We start from the raw sequence: 18,923 nt of genomic DNA on the forward strand, positions 1-18,923 counted from the left end.
AAGAGGCGAAAACCACCGAGACCGGCCGCCCTCGACGCCGAGGGGCCGCCGGGGGAGGAGACGGCGATGACCGTCACCGCTGCCACGGACCTCGTCGAGCCGCTCGTGGCCGGTCCGGACTGGGCCGAGGAGGTCCGTCGGCTCGCCCGGGAGCACGACGCCGTGGTCCTCGCGCACAACTACCAGCGCCCGGAGATCCAGGACGTCGCCGACCACACCGGCGACTCGCTCGCGCTCTCCCGGATCGCCGCCGCCAGCGACGCGAGCACGATCGTCTTCTGCGGCGTGCACTTCATGGCCGAGACCGCGAAGATCCTCGCGCCGGAGAAGACCGTCCTCATCCCGGACGCGCGCGCCGGCTGCAGCCTCGCCGACTCGATCACCGCCGACGAGCTGCGCGCCTGGAAGGCCGAGCACCCGGGCGCGGTCGTCGTCAGCTACGTCAACACCACCGCCGCGGTGAAGGCCGAGACCGACGTCTGCTGCACGTCCTCGAACGCGGTCGAGGTGGTCGAGAGCATCGACGCCGACCGCGACGTCCTCTTCCTCCCCGACCAGTTCCTCGGCGCGCACGTCAAGCGCGTGACGGGGCGGGAGAACCTGCACATCTGGGCGGGCGAGTGCCACGTGCACGCCGGCATCAACGGTGCCGAGCTCACCGCCCAGGCGCAGGCCGACCCCGACGCCGACCTGTTCGTCCACCCCGAGTGCGGCTGCGCGACGAGCGCGCTCTACCTCGCGGGCGCGGGCGCCGTGCCCGCCGACCAGGTCCACATCCTCTCGACCGGCGGGATGCTCGACGCCGCGAAGAACACGACGAAGAGCAGCGTGCTGGTCGCCACCGAGGTCGGGATGCTCCACCAGCTGCGCCGCGCCAACCCCGACGTCGACTTCCGCGCCGTGAACGACCGCGCCTCCTGCGGCTACATGAAGATGATCACCGCGGGCGCGCTGACCCGGGCGCTGCGCGAGGGCCGGGACGAGGTCCACGTGGACGCGGCGACGGCACAGAAGGCCCGCGGGGCCGTCCAGCGCATGATCGAGATCGGGCAGCCCGGGGGCGGGGAGTGAGCCGCCCGGACTGGGAGACCGCGGCCGACCTGGTCGTCGTCGGCTCCGGCGTCGCCGGCCTCACCGCCGCGCTCACCGCCCAGCGTGCCGGCCTGCGGGTCGTCGTCGTCACCAAGGACACCCCCGACGCCGGCAGCACCCGCTGGGCCCAGGGCGGCATCGCGGTCGTGCTCGGCGACGTCCCCGGCGACTCGGTCGCGGCGCACCTCGCGGACACCGTCGCCGCGGGCGGCGGTCTGGTGGACGAGCACGCCGCCCGCGCGATCCTCGGCGCCGGCCCCGCCGCGGTCGCCGCCCTGCGCGGCGAGGGCGCGGTGTTCGACGGCCACCCCGACCGCCTGGCCCGCACCCGCGAGGGCGGCCACGCGGCGCTGCGCGTCGTGCACGCGGGCGGCGACGCCACCGGCGCGGAGGTCGAGCGCGCCCTGCTCGCCGCCACCCGCCGCGAGGAGCTGACCGTGCTCGCCGGACACGCCGCCTCGACGGTGGTCACCGGTCCGGACGGCGGCGTCGAGGGCCTGGAGGTCCGCGACGACGAGGGCCGCGCCGGACTGCTCGCCGCGCCCGCCGTCCTGCTCGCGACCGGCGGCGTCGGCGGCCTCTACGAGACGACCACCAACCCGACCGTCGCGACCGCCGACGGCTGGGCGCTCGCCCTGCGCGCCGGGGCGGCGCTCGCCGACGTGGAGTTCGTGCAGTTCCACCCGACGGCGCTCTACACCGGGGCCGCCACCCGAGGCCGCGCGCCGCTGGTGACCGAGGCCCTGCGCGGCGAGGGCGCGGTGCTGCGCGACACCACCTGGGCGTCCGTGACCGCGGGCGTCCACCCCCTCGGCGACCTCGCGCCCCGCGACGTCGTCGCCGCGGCCATCACCCGGCGGATCGGCGACCTCGGCGCCGAGCACGTCTGGCTCGACGCCACCGGCATCCCCGACGTCGCCGCGCGCTTCCCGACCGTCGCCGCCGCGTGCGCCGCGATCGGCGTCGACCTGGCCCGCGACCCCGTCCCGGTCCGCCCCGCCGCGCACTACTCCTGCGGCGGCGTCGTCACCGACAGCCGCGGTCGCACCGGGGTGCCCGGGCTCTGGGCGGCCGGCGAGGTGGCCCGCACCGGGCTGCACGGCGCCAACCGTCTCGCCTCGAACAGCCTGCTCGAGGGCCTGGTGACGGGCCGGCAGGCCGCCGAGGACGTCGTCGCCGCCCTGGCCGGGCCGCGTCGGCTCGCCGAGCCGCGGGACCCGGAACCGCCGGCGACCCCCGTCGCCGACCGCGCCCTCCTCCAGGCCGCCATGACCCGCGGCGCGGCGATCGGGCGCGACGCCGCCGGGCTCGCGGCCGCGTCCGACGCGGTCGAGGCCGCGAGCACCGAGCGGGTCGTGACCACCCGCGCCGACGTCGAGGACGCCGCCCTGACCCTGGCCGCGCACGCCCTGCTCGCCGCGGCGGGCTCGCGCACCGAGACCCGCGGCTGCCACGTCCGCACCGACCACCCCGCCACCGACGACCACTGGCAGCGCGCCTCGGCCACCGTCGTCCTGAGCGGCGGTCGCCTGCACGTCGGCACCACCGACGCCCGCCACGGAGGTGTCGCATGACCGCCGTCCTCCCGGAGACCCTCGACCCGGCCGAGGTCGACGCTGTCGTCACCCGCGCCCTCGACGAGGACCTGCGCGACGGCCCGGACGCCACCACGGCGGCCTGCGTGCCGGAGGGCACGGTCGCGGTCGGCGAGTTCCGCACCCGGCCCGCCGGGATGCTCGCCGGGCTCGGGGTCGCCGTCCGCGTCCTGGAGCGGGTGTGCGGGCCGGACCTCGAGGTCCTCGATGCCCGCGCCGACGGCGACCGCCTCGCGCCGGGCGACGTCGCCCTCGCCGTCCGCGCGCCCCTGCGCACCCTGCTGACCGCCGAGCGGACCGCGCTCAACCTGCTCGGCCAGCTCTCCGGCGTCGCGACGGCCACCTCGACATGGGTCGACGCCGTCGCCGGCACCCGCGCGCGCATCCGCGACACCCGCAAGACCGTCCCCGGGATGCGGGCGCTGCAGAAGTACGCGGTGCGCTGCGGGGGCGGGGTGAACCACCGGATGTCGCTCGGCGACGCGATCCTGATCAAGGACAACCACGTCGCCGCGGCCGGCTCGGTGACCGCGGCGCTCGCCGCCGCCCGCGCGCACGCCCCGCACCTGTCCGTCGAGGTCGAGGTCGACTCGCTGGCCCAGCTCGACGAGGTGCTGGAGCTCGCGGTCGAGCTCGTCCTGCTCGACAACTTCACCCCCGACCAGGCGGCGGAGGCGGTCGTCCGGCGCGACGCCCGCGCACCCGGCACGGGGCTCGAGGTCTCCGGCGGCCTGACCCTCGACACGGCCGCCGCCCACGCCGCGGCCGGCGTCGACTTCCTCGCCGTCGGCGCCCTCACCCACTCCGCCCCGGTCCTCGACCTCGGGCTCGACCTCCGTACGTGAGTGATTTTCCCGGCCGTAGCCGGGAAGATCACTCACATGGTGGTGGTCGTGGGCGGCGGCATCGCCGGGGTCTCCGTGGCCGCGGAGCTCGCGCGCGACGGGCCCGTGGTGCTCGTCGAGGGCGAGCACGAGCTCGCGAGGCACACCACCGGGCGCTCCGCGGCGAGCTACATCCCCGGCCACGGGCCGCCGCCGGCCCGCGCGCTCGTCGCCGCCTCGCGGGACCGGTTCGACGCCCTCGCCGACGAGGCCGGCCACCCGTTCCTGCGCCGGCGCCCGGTCCTCCACCTCGCCCACGACGCCGACGAGGAGCGGGTGCTGCGCGAGGAGGTGCTGCCCCTCGACGCCGTCGACCCCCTGACCCCGGACGAGGCGGTCGCCCGCTGGCCCGCCCTGCGCCGCGACGTCCTGCGCGCCGCCGCGGTCGTCGAGGACGCCCAGGACGCCGACCCGCTCGGCCTGCACCAGCACTACCGCCGCACCCTGCGCGCCCGCGGCGGGGAGATCCGGACGGGCACCCCGGTCACCGGCATCGCACGGCACGGGGCGTCCTGGCGGGTCGGCCTCGGCGACGACCACCTCGACACCGACACCGTCGTCCTCGCCGCCGGCGCCTGGACCGACCGCCTGCTCACCCTCGCCGGCGCCGACCCGGTCGGCCTGCGCCCGCTGCGCCGCACCATCGCGATCGTCCGCGTCCCCGACGGCGCGCCGGTCCGGCGCGACGACCCGTTCGCCGTCTCCGCCGGCGAGCGCTGGTACGCCAAGCCCGAGGGCGAGCACCTGCTCGTCTCCCCGTCCGAGGAGACCCCGGCCGAGCCCGGCGACCCCCGGCCCGACGAGCTCGACATCGCCCGCGCGCTCGAGAGCGTCAACGCCGTCACCACCCTGGGCCTGCGCTCGGTCGCGACGAGCTGGACGGGCCTGCGCACCTTCGCCCCCGACCGCGCCCTCGTCGTCGGCGACCGCCCCGAGCACCCCGGCCTGCACCTCTTCGCCGGCCAGGGCGGTTCGGGCATCGAGACCGCGCCGGCCGCCGCCGCCCTCGCCGCCGCCGTGATCCGCGGCGACGGACCCCCGGAGGACGTCGTCCGGGCTCTCGGAGCCGAGGGCGCGACGCTCGACGCCCTCCTCGCCACCCGCCTCGGGGCCGCCGGAACGCCCCGCTAGCCTCGCCCGTATGGGGGACACACCGCGGGTGCGGCGCGTGATCGCCGTGCTCCTCACCGGTCTCGCGCTCGCCGTCGCCGGGTGCTCGACGGGCGAGGACGTCGCACCCCCGGAGCCGGCCCCCTCCGCGCCCGCCGGCACCGGCGACCCCGCCCGCGGCGTCCTCGCGCCCCTGCCCCCGGAGGGTTCGCGCGAGGGGCCCCGCATCTGCGGGAAGACCGAGTCCGTCCCGGTCGCGGGCGGGCGCTACGAGGTGCAGAACAACGCCTGGGGTGCGGACACGCCGCAGTGCACCACGGCGTTCGACACCGGCTTCAGCGTCGAGGCGACCCACGCCAAGGACTCCGGGCCCGCCGCCTACCCGTCGATCGTCGTCGGCTGCAACTACGGCACCTGCACGCGCGACTCGCCGTACCCGCTGCCGCTGCGCGACATGGGTGACGTGCGCTCCAGCTGGGCGGTGACCGTGCCCGACGACGGCGACTTCAACGTCGCCTACGACGTGTGGCTCGACCCGACCCCGCGCCGCGAGGGCGCCAACACCGGCGCCGAGCTGATGATCTGGCTCGACCGCACCGACCGGGTGCAGCCGATCGGCTCCGAGCGCGCGACCGTCGAGATCGCCGGTGCCCGCTGGGAGGTCTGGACCGGCGAGAACCACGGCACCCCGGTGATCTCCTACGTCCGCGAGCGGCCGACCGACACCGTCATCGACCTCCCGATCAGCGACTTCGTCACCGAGGCCACCCGCCGCGGCGTCGTCGAACCGACCTGGTTCCTCACCAACATCCAGGCCGGCTTCGAGCCCTGGATCGGCGGCGAGGGCCTGACCACCGACGCCTTCTCCCTCACCCGGAACGGGGTCTGATCGTCCCGATCGAGGGAGACCGCCTCGCGTCACCCACACGCCCACCGTACGTTTCAGCGCGACGAACGGTCGAGTGACGAGGATGGCGCGGATGAACGGTCGACGACGGGCGACGAGCGGACTGGTCGTGGCGATCTTCGCCGTGCTCGCGATGCTGGTGGGCGTCAACCCCGCACTCGGGACGCCCCGCGGTGACGGGGGCACGCGGGTGTGTGGCAAGACCGAGTCCACGCCGGTGCAGGGCGGTCGCTACGAGGCCCAGAACAACCTCTGGGGCGCGGACACACCGCAGTGCATCACGGCCTTCGACACCGGGTTCGTCGTCGACCCCGCCGACCACCGCAACGAGGACGGGCCGGCCTCGTACCCGTCGATGGTCTGGGGCTGCAACTACGGCAACTGCACCAAGGACACCCCGTTCCCCAAGAAGGTCTCCGAGCTCGCCGGGCTGCGCTCGTCGTGGACGGTGGAGGTGCCGCCGACCGGCGACTACAACGTCTCCTACGACCTCTGGATGGACCCGACGCCCCGGCGCACCGGCCGTCCGACCGGTCTCGAGCTGATGGTGTGGCTGAAGAACACCCCGCGCGTCCAGCCGATCGGCGAGAAGAAGGCCGAGGTCGAGATCGGCGGCACGAGGTGGGACGTGTGGCTCGGCGCGATCGACCTGCCGACCATCAGCTACGTGCGCCAGGAGCCGACGCTCGAGGTCAAGGACCTGCCCCTCGACCAGTTCGTCGCCGACGCGCAACGCCGCGGCGTCGCGAAGCCCGAGTGGTGGATGACGAGCGTGCAGGCCGGCTTCGAGCCGTGGATCGGTGGCCGGGGGCTGGCGACGCGGTCGTTCTCCGCGGACATCGGGACCCCCGCCCCGGCGCCCTGATCAGGTCTCGTCGACGGCGTGCTCCCGCAGGGCGTCGATGAGCCGGCGGTCCCGCTTCGTCGGGCGGCCCGCGCCCCGGTCGCGCACGGCGACCGGGGCCGGCCGCTCCTCCGGCGGCGGGGGCGGCGGGGTGTGGTCGACGTAGCAGGTCACGGCGACGGGCGCCCCGACCCGCTTCTCGATGATCTTCGTGACCTCGACGATCCGGGCGATCTCGTAGACGCGCGTGCGCACCGTGTCGCCCGGCTTGACCGGCGTCGCGGGCTTGGCCGGGGTGTCGTTGACGCGCACGTGACCGCCCCGGCAGGCGTCGGCGGCGTCGGCGCGGGTCTTGGTCAGCCGCACCGCCCAGAGCCAGCGGTCGACGCGGGTGGAGTCCATCGCCCACCAGTGTGCCGCCCCCCGCGACGGGATAAGACTCCGGCGTGGACCACGGCATCATGATGTTCCCGACCGACTACGCCATCGACCCGGCCGACCTGGCCAAGGAGGTGGAGGACCGCGGGTTCGACTCGCTCTGGTTCCCGGAGCACAGCCACATCCCGACGAAGCGGGAGTCGCCGTACCCCGGTGGTGGCGACCTGCCGCGGATGTACATCCACACCTACGACCCCTTCGTCGCCCTCACCGCCGCGGCGGCCGCGACGACGACGCTGAAGGTCGCGACGGGCATCTGCCTGGTCATCCAGCGCGACCCGATCCACACCGCCAAGCAGGTCGCGAGCCTCGACCGCCTCTCGGGCGGGCGTTTCCTCTTCGGCATCGGCGCCGGCTGGAACCGGGAGGAGATGGCCCACCACGGCGCGAACCCGAAGACGCGGATGCGGCTCATGGCCGAGCAGGTCAAGGCCATGAAGGAGCTGTGGACGAAGGACGAGGCCGAGTTCCACGGCGAGTTCGTCGACTTCGAGACCAGCTGGGCGTGGCCCAAGCCGACCCAGCAGCCCCACCCGCCGGTCTACGTCGGCGGCATGGGGCCGGGCGTGGAGGACCGGATCCTCGACTACGGCGACGCGTGGCTGCCGCAGCGCGTCGGGCCCGACAACATCGGCGAGTTCGAGCAGCGGGCGAACACCCTGCAGCAGCGGGCCGCCGACGCCGGCCGCGGCCCGATCCCGATGTCGCTGTTCGGCGCGGAGTCCTCCGCGGAGGCCCTCGACGGCTACCGCCGCATCGGTCTCGAGCGCGCGATCCACGGCGTCAGCTCGGCCGACCGCGACACGGTGCTCAAGGAGCTCGACGAGCTCGCGAAGGTGACGGGCTAGTCCGTGCCCGCCCTCGACGTCGACGACGCGCGCCGCCGGTTCGCCGCGGCGCGCGTCGCGCGGCTGGCGACGGTGTCGGCGGACGGGCAGCCGCACCTCGTGCCCGTCGTGTTCGCCGTCGAGGGCGACCGGGTGCTCATGGCCGTCGACCAGAAGCCCAAGCGCCACCGCGCGCTCAAGCGCCTGCGCAACATCGACGACAACCCCGCCGTGTCGCTGCTCGTCGACCGCTACGACGACGACTGGAGCGCCCTGTGGTGGGTGCGCGCCGACGGCGTCGCGACCGTCTCCGACGCCGACGACGACGTCGCGCGGGCCCGCGCGGCGCTGGGGGAGCGCTACCCCCAGCACCGCGCGGACCCTCCGGAGGGTCCGGCGTTCACCGTCGAGGTCACCCGCTGGACGGGGTGGTCGGCGTCATGAGGGCTACTTGCCGACGCGCAGGTGCTCGACGAACCAGTCGCGGGCGGCGGCGGAGCTGACCTCGAAGCCCGGGCCGGTGTAGGCGTCGAAGTGCCCGCCGGGCACGAGCACGATCCTCTTCGGGTGGACCGCCGTCTCGTACGCCGCGGCCGCGAGCTCGCCGGCGATGAGCCGGTCGTTCGGCGTCACGACCATCTGCACGGGCGTCGGCGAGATCAGGGGCAGGAACGCGCGCGGCTCGTAGCCCTGCAGCAGCTCCACCGACCGCAGGGTCACCTCGTTGCGCCACGACGGCGCGCGCTCCTTCTGCGTGCGGGTGAACCACTCGTAGGAGTCCGGGGTCGGCAGCGCCGCCGGCGCCGTCGGGTCGTCGGTGACCACCGGCATCATCGCCGGTTCGCCGCCGCGGGCGCGCTCGAGACGGTCGGCGGCGAACGCCTCCCACGTCGGCGCCCACGCGTCGATGCGCACCAGCGACTCGAACCCCCGGCGCCCCGACACCAGGGGCGCCTGCCCGGACACGGCCTTCACACGCCGGTCGATCGCGCCGAGCACGTAGACGTGCCCGCCCGAGTAGCTCGACCCCCAGGCGCCGATCCGGTCGGCGTCGACGTCGTCGCGGCCCTGCGCATAGGTGACCGCGTGCTGGTAGTCGCGGATCTGCTCCCAGGGGTCGATCTCCTGGCGTGGCCGCCCGGGCGCGGCGTCCGAGGCGCCGAACCCGCGGTGGTCGTAGACCACGCACGCCAGCCCCGCGGCCGCGAACACCTCGGCGTAGTCGTCGAGATGCTGCTCCTTCACCGCCGAGAAGCCGTGGGCCATGACCACACAGGGATGCCCGCCGTTCGCGTCACCGTCGGGTGCGTAGAACCACCCGCGCAGCGTCGCGCCCTCGGCGTCGAAAGAGATGTCCTCGCGCATCGTCGCGCTCCCGTCGTCATCCGATCAGACGACGCCCGAGCGTGGCGCAGATGGCGTTCCCGCGGGATAACGGTCCGGGCACGGGCTCAACGGGCGGCCAGGTCGATCCGGCACTCGGGGGCGTTCCGGGGCAGCGGCCGCCCACCCCGCCGCTACTACCGCCTCACCCGCGACGGGGTCGCCTTCGCGACGGCGGCGCTCAAGCCCCGCCACCGGCCGTCGCGGGTCACGGGGGAGGTGGCTCGGTGAGCGCGGTCGAGGAGCGGTACGCGCCGACGGTGCGGCGGCTCGCCGACGAGCTGGGCCGTCGTCCCGGAGCCCACCGCGCCGGCTGCCCTGGTCGTCGTGGCCGGGATAGACCCTGTGATCGCCCCAGGCGCTCCCGCCGGGCGACCACATCGCCCGCGAGGAGCACCCGCAGCGATCATGGGTCGCTCCGGCCGAGGTCTCCGGCTCTTCCACGAGAATGCTTCGGAAATCGAAGCGTTCTCACGAAAGAGAAGACACCCTTGGCCGCCCGGGCTCACCAGCCCCGCTCGCGCCATTCCCCGAGCTTCGGGCGCTCGGTGCCGAGGGTCGTGTCGTCGCCGTGGCCGGGGTAGACGTGCGTGTCGTCGTCCAGCTGCCCGAAGACCTTGGACTCCAGGTCGTCCATCAGCGACGAGAACTCCGCCGGGCCCGCCGTCTTGCCGGGCCCGCCGGGGAAGAGCGAGTCGCCCGTGAAGAGGTGCCCCGAGCCGGCGGGGTCGCGGTAGAGGAGCGCGATCGAGCCGGGGGTGTGGCCGTCGAGGTGGATGATCTCGACGCGCGAGCCGCCGAACTCGACGGTGTCGCCGTCGCCGACGGTGTGGTCGGGCGCGACCGGGAGCTCGGGGGCGTCCTGCGCGCCGGCGTAGGTGGTGGGGGAGAGGGCCTTCACGGCGTCCTCGAGGGACTGCACGTGGTCCCAGTGCTTGTGCGTGGTCGCCAGCCGCTTCACGTGGCCGCGGTCGGCGACGGTGTCGACGGTGTCGAGCAGACGGTCGATCTCGTTGGCGGCGTCGATGAGCAGCGCCTCGCCGGACGATCGGTCGACCAGCAGGTAGGCGTTGTTGTCCATCGGCCCGACCGACACCTTGGTGATCGAGACGTCCTGGAGGTCGCGCCGCGCGGCGGGGCCGCCGGGCTCGACATGGCCGGTGTACTGGTCGAGGAGGTCCACGCGCGGCAGCCTAGCGCCGGACGGGCTTGTGGCCCGCCCTCCGCAGGGCGTCCGGGCTCAGCGTCTCGCCGCAGTCCTCGCACCGCGGGATCTCGTCCTCGCTCATCACCACGGCGCGGTGCCGGCACGCTGCGCCCGCGTCGCCGCTCCAGCCCTTCCGCGCCCGCAACCGCGCCAGGTCCGCGGGGTCGACCTCACTCATGCCCTCCATCCTGCCCGCGGATCCATCGGGATTGACGATGCATGCCCCCCACACGACGGTGAGGCCGTGAGCGATGCGAGGGAGGACGCGCAGCGGTACGAGGAGCTGTTCCAGGCCGTCTACCTGCTCTTCCACCGCCGCGACGGCAAGCGCAGCGAGCTGCCGAACGCCTCGCGCGCGGTCCTGACACACCTCGAGCGGACCGGTCCGCTCACCGTCACCGAGGCGGCGCGGCACCTCGACCGGGCGCAGTCGGTGGTCAGCGAGATCGTCGACGGCCTCGAGCGCCGGGGCCTGCTCGAACGCGAGCGCGACCCCGCCGACCGGCGCCGCACGCTCGTCTGGCTCACCGACGACGGGCTCGCGTGCCTGCGCCGCGACCGCGACGTCCTCGGCATCGACGCGCTCGCCGACGCGCTCGCGCGCCTCGACCCCGCCGACCGCGCGGGGCTGCTCACCACCACGGCCGCGCTGGTCGCGGCCGTCGACACCCGAGACCGGGAGGACCGACCATGACCGTCTCCTGCGAGAGCTGCAGCATGCCCATCGAGTCGGGGCCGTACTGCGAGCACTGCGTCGACGCCGAGGGCAACCTGCAGAGCTTCGACGAGCGCTTCGAGCGCATGGTCGGCTGGCAGGCCCGCCGCCACCCGGAGCAGAGCCGCGACGAGATCGAGGCCGCGACGCTGCGCTACATGGCGACGATGCCGGCCTGGCGGGAGCACCCGCGCGTCACCGCCCAGGCCTGAGCCTCAGGGCGTCCAGCCCGGGTCCCGACCCGCGACGGCGACGACCCGGTCGAGCAGCGGCGCGTCGGCGGGGACCTCCACGGCCGGTCCGAAGGCTCCCATCTGACGACCCAGCGGCGTGAGCTGTGACAGCGCCGCGTGGACCTCCTCGAGGAGCGCGTCGTCCCAGCTCACCGGCTCGCCGAGCCCGCGACCGAGGTCCCAGGCGTGCAGCACCAGCTCGCACAGGGACATCGTGCCGACGACCGGGGACGGGATCTCCGAGCTGGTCATCGTCGTGGTGCCCTCCCAGCTCGCCGGGTCGCTCCACACGGCGACGAGGTCCTCGCGCTCGGCCCCGAGCACGGCCGGCCAGTCGCCCCCGAGGGCGCGCGAGGCGGGCTCGGGCGGCGCGCCGCGTCCCGCGCCGGCGAGCACGGGCGTCCAGGTCATCATGTGCTCGGCGAGGTCGCGGACGGTCCAGCCCTCGCAGGGCACGAGGGCGTCGAGCTGGTCGGCGGCCGCGGCGAGGAGCATCTCGTGCGGGGCCGCGGCGGCCGCGACGAGGTGGGGCCGGGGCGTGAAGTCGGGGAACACGGGGCAGGACGGTAGCCAGCGCCGACGGCCCCGGTCATGGAGGAACGCGACAGATGGGCGACCGGAGGCGCGACCCCCGCGAGCTGGGCGGGCACTGGCGCACCGCGCAGCGGATCGCCGTGCACGAGCCGGACGAGCGCCTGGCGCCGTGGGTCGCGCGGATCTGGACGGCGTCCTGGGAGTACGCGAAGCCCTACCGCCAGAAGATCGTGCCGCTGCCGCAGGTGCACGTCTCGGCCATCGGCCAGGCGGCACGCAGCGGAGCGGAGCTGCCGCGCCGGAGGCCGGACACGGCGCAGCCCCAGGTCGTCGGACCCCGGAGCCGGCACATGGTGCGGGTGCTGGAGGGCCGCAGCTCCGTGGTCGGCGCCGCCTTCCGGCCCGGGGTGTTCCGGGCACTCGCCGGCGGGCCGGTCAGCGCGCTCGTCGACCGGGAGCTCGCCGCCGCCGAGGTCCTCGGCGACGGGCCGCCGTGGACCGGCGACATGAGCGCGTGGCTCCACGCCCGCCTGCCCGACGGCGAGCCGTCCCGCCCCGCGCGGCAGGCCGGCGAGCTCGTCGCGCAGATCGCCGACGACCCCACGATCGCGCGCGTCGACCGGCTCGCGGCATCGGCCGGGCTCGGGGTGCGCACCGTGCAGCGGCTGTTCGCCGAGCACGTCGGGCTCGGGCCGAAGTGGGTCATCCGGCGCTACCGGCTGGAGGAGGTCGTCGGGCGCCTCGAGGCCGGCGGACGGGTCGACTGGGCGGACCTGGCCGCGACGCTCGGCTACGCCGACCAGGGCCATCTCTCCCGCGACTTCGCGGATCTGTTCGGTGAACCGCCCACCTGGTACGCCCGGCGCTACCCGGCGGACCGACCACTCTGACGGCGCAACCGGTCGTCGCCCCGGAGGCCCGACCGGTCGCGCGGGACGGAGGCCGGACGGCCGTTGTCGGGGGTCGCTCCTAGCATGGAGTGGACCGGGGGAAGAGACACACAGTGCGGCGTGTTGTCACCCCGGCACGTCTCGCCCCGAGCCTGGAGGCCCCGCACGTGGTCGATCGTCTCGTCGTCCAGGGCGCCCGTGAGCACAACCTCACGGGCGTCGATCTCGACCTGCCCCGCGACAGCCTGGTCGTCTTCACCGGCCTGTCGGGCTCCGGCAAGTCGAGCCTGGCGTTCGACACGATCTTCGCGGAGGGCCAGCGCCGGTACGTCGAGTCGCTGTCGGCCTACGCGCGCCAGTTCCTCGGGCAGATGGACAAGCCCGACGTCGACTTCATCGAGGGCCTCTCGCCCGCGGTGTCGATCGACCAGAAGTCCACGAGCCGCAACCCGCGGTCCACGGTCGGCACCATCACCGAGGTCTACGACTACCTGCGCCTGCTCTACGCCCGCGCCGGGACGCCCCACTGCCCGACCTGCGGCGAGATCATCTCGAAGCAGACGCCGCAGCAGATCGTCGACCAGGTGCTCGAGATGGAGCCGGGCCGCCGGTTCCAGGTCCTCGCGCCGGTCATCCGCGGCCGCAAGGGCGAGTACGTCGACCTGTTCAGCCAGCTCCAGGGCCAGGGCTACTCGCGCGTGCTGGTCGACGGCACGGTCTATCCGCTCTCCGAGCCGCCGACGCTGAAGAAGCAGGAGAAGCACGACATCGCGGTGGTGGTCGACCGCCTGTCGGTGAAGTCGAGCGCCAAGCAGCGCCTCACCGACTCGGTGGAGACCGCGCTGCGCCTGGCCGAGGGCATCCTCGTGCTCGACTTCGTCGACCTCGAGGAGGACGACCCGGACCGCGAGCGCCGCTTCTCCGAGCGCATGGCCTGCCCCAACGGCCACCAGCTGCAGGTGGACGACCTCGAGCCGCGCGCCTTCTCCTTCAACTCGCCCTACGGCGCCTGCCCGACGTGCACCGGCCTGGGCATCAAGAAAGAGGTCGACCCGGAGCTGCTGGTGCCCGACGACGAGCTCTCGCTCGCCGACGGCGCCATCGCGCCCTGGGCGATCGGCCAGTCCGCGGAGTACTTCACGCGCCTGCTCACGGCGCTGTCCGAGCAGGTCGGCTTCCGCATGGACGCTCCGTGGCGCAAGCTCCCGGCGCGGGTGCAGAAGGCGGTGCTGCACGGCTCCGACGAGCAGGTGCACGTGCGCTACCGCAACCGCTACGGCCGCGAGCGCTCGTACTACGCCTCGTTCGAGGGCGTCGTGCCGTTCCTCGAGCGCCGCCTCGACCAGGCCGAGTCCGAGAGCGCCCGCGAGCGCTACGAGGGCTACATGCGCGACGTCCCGTGCCCCGCCTGCAGCGGCACGCGCCTCAAGCCCGAGATCCTCGCGGTCACCCTGCGCCACGAGTCGCTGGGCGACCGCTCGATCGCCGAGGTCTGCGCGCTCTCGGTGGCCGACTGCGCGGAGTTCATGAAGGGCCTGGTCCTCGGCCACCGCGAGCAGGTCATCGCCGGCGCGGTGCTCAAGGAGATCGACGCCCGCCTGGGCTTCCTGCTCGACGTCGGGCTCGACTACCTGTCGCTGGCCCGCGCGGCCGCGACGCTCTCCGGCGGCGAGGCCCAGCGCATCCGCCTGGCGACCCAGATCGGGTCGGGCCTGGTCGGGGTGCTCTACGTCCTCGACGAGCCGTCGATCGGGCTGCACCAGCGCGACAACCGCCGGCTGATCGACACGCTGTCCCGGCTGCGCGACCTCGGCAACACGCTCATCGTCGTCGAGCACGACGAGGACACGGTCCGCGCGTCGGACTGGGTGGTCGACATCGGCCCCGGCGCGGGCGAGCACGGCGGCCGCGTCGTGTACTCCGGGCCGGTCGCCGGCCTCGAGCAGAGCGACGAGTCCCTCACCGGGGCCTACCTCTCCGGGCGCGAGCAGATCCCGGTGCCGCAGATCCGCCGGCCGATCGACAAGAAGCGGATGGTCGGCGTGGTCGGCGCCCGCGAGCACAACCTGCACGACGTCAGCGTCGACTTCCCGCTCGGCTGCCTGGTGTCGATCACCGGGGTGTCCGGGTCGGGCAAGTCGACGCTGGTCAACGACATCCTCGCGACGGTGCTGGCCAACAAGCTCAACAAGGCCCGCCAGGTCCCGGGCCGGCACACGCGTGTCACCGGCATCGAGCACCTCGACAAGCTGGTGCGGGTCGACCAGTCGCCGATCGGGCGCACGCCGCGGTCCAACCCGGCGACCTACACCGGCGTGTGGGACCACATGCGCAAGCTCTTCGCCGCCACCAACGAGGCGAAGGTGCGCGGCTACGGGCCCGGACGGTTCTCGTTCAACGTCAAGGGCGGGCGCTGCGAGGCGTGCGCCGGCGACGGCACCATCAAGATCGAGATGAACTTCCTGCCCGACGTCTACGTGCCCTGCGAGGTCTGCAAGGGCGCGCGGTACAACCGCGAGACGCTCGAGGTGCACTACAAGGGCAAGAACGTGGCCGAGGTCCTCGACATGCCGATCGAGGAGGCCGCCGAGTTCTTCAAGCCGATCGGCGCGATCCACCGCCACCTGCAGACGCTGACCGAGGTCGGCCTGGGCTACGTGCGCCTGGGCCAGCCCGCGCCGACGCTGTCCGGCGGCGAGGCCCAGCGCGTCAAGCTCGCCTCGGAGCTGCAGAAGCGCTCCGCGGGCCGGACGATCTACATCCTCGACGAGCCGACCACCGGCCTGCACTTCGAGGACATCCGCAAGCTGCTCGGCGTCATCAACGGCCTGGTCGACAAGGGCAACACGGTCCTCGTCATCGAGCACAACCTCGACGTCATCAAGATGTCCGACTGGGTCGTGGACATGGGTCCCGAGGGCGGCAACAACGGCGGCACCGTCGTCGCGCAGGGCACGCCGGAGCAGGTCGCGGCGGTGCCGGAGAGCTACACCGGCCAGTTCCTCAGCAAGCTGGTCGAGCCCGACGCCGGTCCGGTCCGCAAGAGCCGCGCGAAGAAGGCGGGCTGAGTCCACGTTTCCCGCTCCGCTGGGGCCCCGCTACCAGGGAACACCGCAGCGCAGTGGTACGTTATGCGGTGAGCGACCAGCTCGGTGGATGTTCCGCGTCCGTCGAGCGGCAAGTGGAGCCCCGGCTCCCACCCGTCCGCCGCACAGGTGAGCGGGTTCCGGTCCAGGAGTCGAGGCACGCGAGTGCGTCGGCGACGCCGTCTCCCGTCGGGGGACGTGGATCGGTCGACCGGTGGGCCCTGCCGCCACCTCCGTGGCGCGGGGCCCGACGTTCATCGGGGCTGCTCACGCCGGGTCGCAGAGACAGTGTCACGGACCCGAGGAGAGCTCATCAGCACAGAGACCCGCATCAACGAGCGCATCCGCGTTCCCGAGGTGCGACTGGTCGGCCCCAACGGCGAGCAGGTCGGGATCGTCCGCATCGAGGACGCCCTGCGCCTGGCCCGCGAGGCCGACCTCGACCTGGTCGAGGTGGCCGCCCAGGCCCGCCCGCCGGTCTGCAAGCTCATGGACTACGGCAAGTTCAAGTACGAGAGCGCGCAGAAGGCCCGCGAGTCGCGGCGCAACCAGCAGCAGACGGTGATCAAGGAGCAGAAGCTCCGACCGAAGATCGACCCTCACGACTACGAGACGAAGAAGGGTCACGTGACCCGCTTCCTCGGGCAGGGTCACAAGGTCAAGGTCACCATCATGTTCCGTGGCCGCGAGCAGTCGCGCCCGGAGCTGGGCTTCCGCCTGCTGCAGCGCCTCGCGGAGGACGTCGGTGAGCTGGGCTACGTCGAGGCCACGCCGAAGCAGGACGGCCGCAACATGACGATGGTCCTCGCGCCGAACAAGAAGCCGCAGAAGGCGCCCCGCGCCGCGCAGGAGCAGGCCGAGCCGGCCCCCGAGCCGGCGGGCTGACCTCCCCGCACGACCGGCCGCACCCACCCCGGGGTGGGCGCGGCCGGGTTCCCGGGCGCCCGTACCGTCGCCGTGAGCGTCGGTCCGGACGTCGACACCCCCGGCGGAGACGGAGCGGTCAGGGGGAGCACGCCGATACGGGAGCTCGACCATCGACTCCGCGGAGACCCCGATCCGCTCGAGGAGCAAGGACAGGACATGCCGAAGAACAAGTCGCACAGCGGCACCAAGAAGCGCATCAAGGTGACCGGCACCGGCAAGCTGCTGCGCGAGAAGGCCGGCAAGCGCCACCTGCTGGAGAAGAAGTCCAGCCACAAGACGCGCCAGCTCTCCGGCAACGAGGCCGTCGCGCCGCAGGACACCGGCCGCGTCAAGCGCCTGCTCGGCGGGCTCTGAGCACCACCCCGCACCCGCCGAACCCCCTCGGGCGGACCCACCCCCGCCCCTGATTCGATCGAAGGCAGGACCACGTGGCACGCGTGAAGCGCGCGGTCAACGCGCAGAAGAAGCGGCGCACCACCCTGGAGATGGCCAGCGGCTACCGCGGCCAGCGCTCCCGGCTCTACCGCAAGGCCAAGGAGCAGACGCTCCACTCGCTGACGTACGCCTACCGCGACCGCAAGCAGCGCAAGGGCGACTTCCGCCAGCTGTGGATCACGCGCATCAACGCGGCGGCGCGCTCCAACGACATGACCTACAACCGGTTCATGCAGGGCCTCAAGCTCGCCGGCGTCGAGGTCGACCGCAAGAACCTCGCGGAGATCGCCGTGTCCGACCCGGCGGCGTTCACCGCGCTCGTCGAGGTCGCCCGCGCGGCCGTCCCCGCGGACAAGAACGCGAAGAACGAGGACGCCGCCTGAGCGACGTCCTCACCGAGCGCACGCCGCGCGTCGCCGCAGCCCGCAAGCTGCTGCGGCGCGCGGCGCGTCTCGAGGCCGGGCGGTTCCTCGTCGAGGGCGTCCGTCCGGTGCACGAAGCGCTGACCTGGGCCGAGGAGACGCCCGGCAGTGACACGCACCGCAGGGTGCACGACCTCTTCCTCACCGACGCCGTCGCCGACCGGGACCCCACGCTGGAGGACCGGGCGCGGTCGCTCGGGATCCGCACCGCCCGCGTCAGCGAGAAGGCCGCGGCCGGCCTCTCGGACACCGTCACCCCGCAGGGCGTCGCCGCCGTCTGCTCCACGGTCACCGTCGACCTCGACGCCGCGCTGGGGGAGACGCCCCGCCTCGTCACCGTGCTCGTCGGCGTCGCCGACCCCGGCAACGCCGGCACGGTCATCCGCACGAGCGACGCCGCCGGTGCCGACGCCGTGGTGCTGGCCGGGGACGCGGTCGATCCGCACAACGGCAAGTGCGTGCGCTCGACGATGGGCAGCCTGTTCCACCTCCCGCTCGCGGCCTCTCGGGACGTCGACGCGGTGGTGGATGCGCTGCGCGGGCGGGGCCTCACCCTGCTCGCGGCCGCCGGCGACGGCGAGACCGTGCTCGACGTGACGGCGGACACCCTGCTCGCCGCCCCGTCGGCGTGGCTGCTGGGCAGCGAGGCACACGGGCTCGACGACCGCACCGCGGGCCTCGCCGACCACCGCGTCCGCGTCCCGATCCACGGACGCGCCGAGAGCCTCAACCTCGCGACCGCCGCCGCGGTGTGCCTCTACGCCTCGGCCCGCGCCCAGCACTGAGGTCCCTCAGAGCTCGCCCGGCGTGGCGACGCGGTAGTACAGACCGCCGGGCGGCGTGGCGCCGAGGAGCAGCCAGGTGGCGCCCTCGAGGTCGCGGGCGCGCGACAGGTCGCCGACCCGCACCGGGTCGTAGCCCGCGTCGCGGATCAGGGTCTCGGTGACCTCGACGGCGCCGTCGTCGGCGACGTACCAGTTGCTCGGCCGCACCCGCTGCTCGTGCACCCGGTCGAACAGCCCGGCGAAGTTCATGTTGAAGCTCTTGGCCACCGGCGCGCCGGTGACGGCCTTGACCTCCTCGGCGTTCGACGGCGCGCCCGCGGGCCGCTCGCCGAAGACGTTCGTCGCGTCGATCGCGATCTTCCCGGCGAGGCCGCTGACCTTCCCGAGCGCCGGGGTGACCTGGTCGCCGGGCACCGCGACGAGCACGACGTCGGCGTCGGAGACGTCCCCGCCGTCCCGGCCGAGCTCCTCGACGTCGTGGCCCGCCTCGCGCCAGAGGCGGGCGAGCCCGCCACCGATGTTCCCCCGCCCGATCGTCACGATCTTCATCTCGGTCTCCTCCCGAGGTCGGCACCCCGCTGGTTGAGGTGTGAACCAGAAGCTAGGCCG

Annotated in this window: 22 protein-coding genes; 16 read left to right on the plus strand and 6 right to left on the minus strand. The window is 74.0% G+C overall.

Annotated features, from left to right (window positions below; all coding sequences use genetic code 11):
• Window positions 1-66: 66 nt before the first annotated feature.
• The 6 genes from nadA (at window position 67) to WCD58_RS32095 (ending at window position 6,453) form a co-directional block, all read left to right on the plus strand.
• Window positions 67-1,071 carry a quinolinate synthase NadA gene (gene nadA / locus WCD58_RS32070; protein WP_337707208.1) on the plus strand — a complete coding sequence of 335 codons (1,005 nt, stop codon included), beginning with the start codon at window positions 67-69 and terminating at the stop codon, window positions 1,069-1,071.
• A complete protein-coding gene (locus WCD58_RS32075) occupies window positions 1,068-2,666 on the plus strand; it encodes an L-aspartate oxidase (protein WP_337707209.1) in 1,599 nt (532 codons plus the stop codon). Before nadA ends, WCD58_RS32075 begins: the two co-directional genes overlap by 4 nt.
• Entirely contained in the window at window positions 2,663-3,532 is an 870-nt protein-coding gene (gene nadC, locus WCD58_RS32080) for a carboxylating nicotinate-nucleotide diphosphorylase (protein ID WP_337707210.1), read from the plus strand. The genes WCD58_RS32075 and nadC overlap by 4 nt, the downstream gene beginning before the upstream one ends.
• A 36-nt stretch (window positions 3,533-3,568) precedes the next feature.
• Window positions 3,569-4,702 carry an NAD(P)/FAD-dependent oxidoreductase gene (locus WCD58_RS32085; protein WP_337707211.1) on the plus strand — a complete coding sequence of 378 codons (1,134 nt, stop codon included), beginning with the start codon at window positions 3,569-3,571 and terminating at the stop codon, window positions 4,700-4,702.
• 10 nt (window positions 4,703-4,712) lie between these two features.
• Entirely contained in the window at window positions 4,713-5,570 is an 858-nt protein-coding gene (locus tag WCD58_RS32090) for a GH12 family glycosyl hydrolase domain-containing protein (protein ID WP_337707212.1), read from the plus strand.
• A gap of 91 nt (window positions 5,571-5,661) precedes the next feature.
• Window positions 5,662-6,453: a GH12 family glycosyl hydrolase domain-containing protein gene (locus WCD58_RS32095; protein ID WP_337707213.1), complete on the plus strand. Its 792-nt coding sequence runs from the start codon at window positions 5,662-5,664 to the stop codon at window positions 6,451-6,453.
• On the opposite strand, the gene WCD58_RS32100 is transcribed toward WCD58_RS32095, so the two are convergent.
• On the minus strand, window positions 6,454-6,834 hold the full coding sequence (locus WCD58_RS32100; protein ID WP_337707214.1) for an RNA-binding S4 domain-containing protein: 381 nt from the start codon (window positions 6,832-6,834) through the stop codon (window positions 6,454-6,456).
• 44 nt (window positions 6,835-6,878) lie between these two features.
• Between WCD58_RS32100 and WCD58_RS32105 the strand changes: the two genes are divergently transcribed.
• Together WCD58_RS32105 and WCD58_RS32110 are read left to right on the plus strand one after the other, a co-directional pair.
• Window positions 6,879-7,718 carry an LLM class F420-dependent oxidoreductase gene (locus tag WCD58_RS32105; RefSeq protein WP_337707215.1) on the plus strand — a complete coding sequence of 280 codons (840 nt, stop codon included), beginning with the start codon at window positions 6,879-6,881 and terminating at the stop codon, window positions 7,716-7,718.
• Between the two features lie 3 nt (window positions 7,719-7,721).
• Window positions 7,722-8,141, plus strand: a complete 420-nt coding sequence (locus WCD58_RS32110; protein WP_337707216.1) for a TIGR03668 family PPOX class F420-dependent oxidoreductase — start codon at window positions 7,722-7,724, stop codon at window positions 8,139-8,141.
• A 3-nt stretch (window positions 8,142-8,144) separates the two neighbouring features.
• On the opposite strand, the gene WCD58_RS32115 is transcribed toward WCD58_RS32110, so the two are convergent.
• The 3 genes from WCD58_RS32115 to WCD58_RS32125 all read right to left on the minus strand — a co-directional run bounded on the left by WCD58_RS32115 (window position 8,145) and on the right by WCD58_RS32125 (window position 10,465).
• On the minus strand, window positions 8,145-9,062 hold the full coding sequence (locus WCD58_RS32115) for an alpha/beta hydrolase (protein ID WP_337707217.1): 918 nt from the start codon (window positions 9,060-9,062) through the stop codon (window positions 8,145-8,147).
• A 523-nt stretch (window positions 9,063-9,585) separates the two neighbouring features.
• Entirely contained in the window at window positions 9,586-10,263 is a 678-nt protein-coding gene (locus WCD58_RS32120; RefSeq protein ID WP_337707218.1) for an MBL fold metallo-hydrolase, read from the minus strand.
• 10 nt (window positions 10,264-10,273) lie between these two features.
• Window positions 10,274-10,465, minus strand: coding sequence for a hypothetical protein (locus tag WCD58_RS32125; protein ID WP_337707219.1), 192 nt, complete (start codon window positions 10,463-10,465; stop codon window positions 10,274-10,276).
• Window positions 10,466-10,531: 66 nt separating this feature from the next.
• Here WCD58_RS32125 and WCD58_RS32130 point away from each other — a divergent pair, with 66 nt between their 5' ends.
• Both WCD58_RS32130 and WCD58_RS32135 read left to right on the plus strand, forming a co-directional pair.
• Window positions 10,532-10,981, plus strand: a complete 450-nt coding sequence (locus WCD58_RS32130) for a MarR family winged helix-turn-helix transcriptional regulator (protein ID WP_337707220.1) — start codon at window positions 10,532-10,534, stop codon at window positions 10,979-10,981.
• Complete coding sequence (locus WCD58_RS32135; protein WP_337707221.1) at window positions 10,978-11,214, plus strand: hypothetical protein; 237 nt, start codon at window positions 10,978-10,980, stop codon at window positions 11,212-11,214. Before WCD58_RS32130 ends, WCD58_RS32135 begins: the two co-directional genes overlap by 4 nt.
• A gap of 3 nt (window positions 11,215-11,217) precedes the next feature.
• Here WCD58_RS32135 and WCD58_RS32140 read toward each other — a convergent pair whose 3' ends face one another.
• Window positions 11,218-11,790 carry a TIGR03086 family metal-binding protein gene (locus WCD58_RS32140; RefSeq protein ID WP_337707222.1) on the minus strand — a complete coding sequence of 191 codons (573 nt, stop codon included), beginning with the start codon at window positions 11,788-11,790 and terminating at the stop codon, window positions 11,218-11,220.
• Between the two features lie 53 nt (window positions 11,791-11,843).
• Here WCD58_RS32140 and WCD58_RS32145 point away from each other — a divergent pair, with 53 nt between their 5' ends.
• From WCD58_RS32145 to WCD58_RS32170, 6 genes are all read left to right on the plus strand, one after another.
• The gene (locus WCD58_RS32145) at window positions 11,844-12,659 is read left to right on the plus strand and encodes a DUF6597 domain-containing transcriptional factor (protein WP_337707223.1); all 816 of its coding nucleotides are present in this window, start codon (window positions 11,844-11,846) and stop codon (window positions 12,657-12,659) included.
• Between the two features lie 167 nt (window positions 12,660-12,826).
• Window positions 12,827-15,727, plus strand: coding sequence for an excinuclease ABC subunit UvrA (uvrA, locus tag WCD58_RS32150; protein ID WP_337707224.1), 2,901 nt, complete (start codon window positions 12,827-12,829; stop codon window positions 15,725-15,727).
• Window positions 15,728-16,033: 306 nt separating this feature from the next.
• Window positions 16,034-16,630: a translation initiation factor IF-3 gene (infC, locus tag WCD58_RS32155; protein WP_337707225.1), complete on the plus strand. Its 597-nt coding sequence runs from the start codon at window positions 16,034-16,036 to the stop codon at window positions 16,628-16,630.
• A gap of 198 nt (window positions 16,631-16,828) precedes the next feature.
• Window positions 16,829-17,026, plus strand: a complete 198-nt coding sequence (gene rpmI, locus WCD58_RS32160) for a 50S ribosomal protein L35 (protein ID WP_337707226.1) — start codon at window positions 16,829-16,831, stop codon at window positions 17,024-17,026.
• A gap of 74 nt (window positions 17,027-17,100) precedes the next feature.
• Window positions 17,101-17,490, plus strand: a complete 390-nt coding sequence (rplT, locus tag WCD58_RS32165) for a 50S ribosomal protein L20 (protein ID WP_337707227.1) — start codon at window positions 17,101-17,103, stop codon at window positions 17,488-17,490.
• Window positions 17,487-18,314 (plus strand): TrmH family RNA methyltransferase, encoded by an 828-nt coding sequence (locus WCD58_RS32170; RefSeq protein WP_373696321.1) that lies wholly within the window; start codon window positions 17,487-17,489, stop codon window positions 18,312-18,314. The genes rplT and WCD58_RS32170 overlap by 4 nt, the downstream gene beginning before the upstream one ends.
• A 6-nt stretch (window positions 18,315-18,320) precedes the next feature.
• Here the strand turns inward: WCD58_RS32170 and WCD58_RS32175 are convergent, their stop codons facing one another.
• Window positions 18,321-18,863 (minus strand): NADPH-dependent F420 reductase, encoded by a 543-nt coding sequence (locus tag WCD58_RS32175; protein WP_337707228.1) that lies wholly within the window; start codon window positions 18,861-18,863, stop codon window positions 18,321-18,323.
• Between the last annotated feature and the right edge of the window lie 60 nt (window positions 18,864-18,923).

Origin of the sequence: Actinomycetospora flava, assembly GCF_037400335.1 — a bacterium.
In the GTDB taxonomy this organism is placed as follows: domain Bacteria; phylum Actinomycetota; class Actinomycetes; order Mycobacteriales; family Pseudonocardiaceae; genus Actinomycetospora; species Actinomycetospora flava.

Coding starts and splice junctions, on each gene's coding strand:
- WCD58_RS32175 (WP_337707228.1), bottom strand. CDS start 18,863: ATGAAGATCGTGACGATCGGGCGGGGGAACATCGGTGGCGGGCTCGCC.
- WCD58_RS32100 (WP_337707214.1), bottom strand. CDS start 6,834: ATGGACTCCACCCGCGTCGACCGCTGGCTCTGGGCGGTGCGGCTGACC.
- WCD58_RS32090 (WP_337707212.1), top strand. CDS start 4,713: ATGGGGGACACACCGCGGGTGCGGCGCGTGATCGCCGTGCTCCTCACC.
- WCD58_RS32145 (WP_337707223.1), top strand. CDS start 11,844: ATGGGCGACCGGAGGCGCGACCCCCGCGAGCTGGGCGGGCACTGGCGC.
- WCD58_RS32125 (WP_337707219.1), bottom strand. CDS start 10,465: ATGAGTGAGGTCGACCCCGCGGACCTGGCGCGGTTGCGGGCGCGGAAG.
- WCD58_RS32095 (WP_337707213.1), top strand. CDS start 5,662: ATGAACGGTCGACGACGGGCGACGAGCGGACTGGTCGTGGCGATCTTC.
- WCD58_RS32115 (WP_337707217.1), bottom strand. CDS start 9,062: ATGCGCGAGGACATCTCTTTCGACGCCGAGGGCGCGACGCTGCGCGGG.
- rpmI (WP_337707226.1), top strand. CDS start 16,829: ATGCCGAAGAACAAGTCGCACAGCGGCACCAAGAAGCGCATCAAGGTG.
- nadA (WP_337707208.1), top strand. CDS start 67: ATGACCGTCACCGCTGCCACGGACCTCGTCGAGCCGCTCGTGGCCGGT.
- WCD58_RS32085 (WP_337707211.1), top strand. CDS start 3,569: ATGGTGGTGGTCGTGGGCGGCGGCATCGCCGGGGTCTCCGTGGCCGCG.
- nadC (WP_337707210.1), top strand. CDS start 2,663: ATGACCGCCGTCCTCCCGGAGACCCTCGACCCGGCCGAGGTCGACGCT.
- WCD58_RS32135 (WP_337707221.1), top strand. CDS start 10,978: ATGACCGTCTCCTGCGAGAGCTGCAGCATGCCCATCGAGTCGGGGCCG.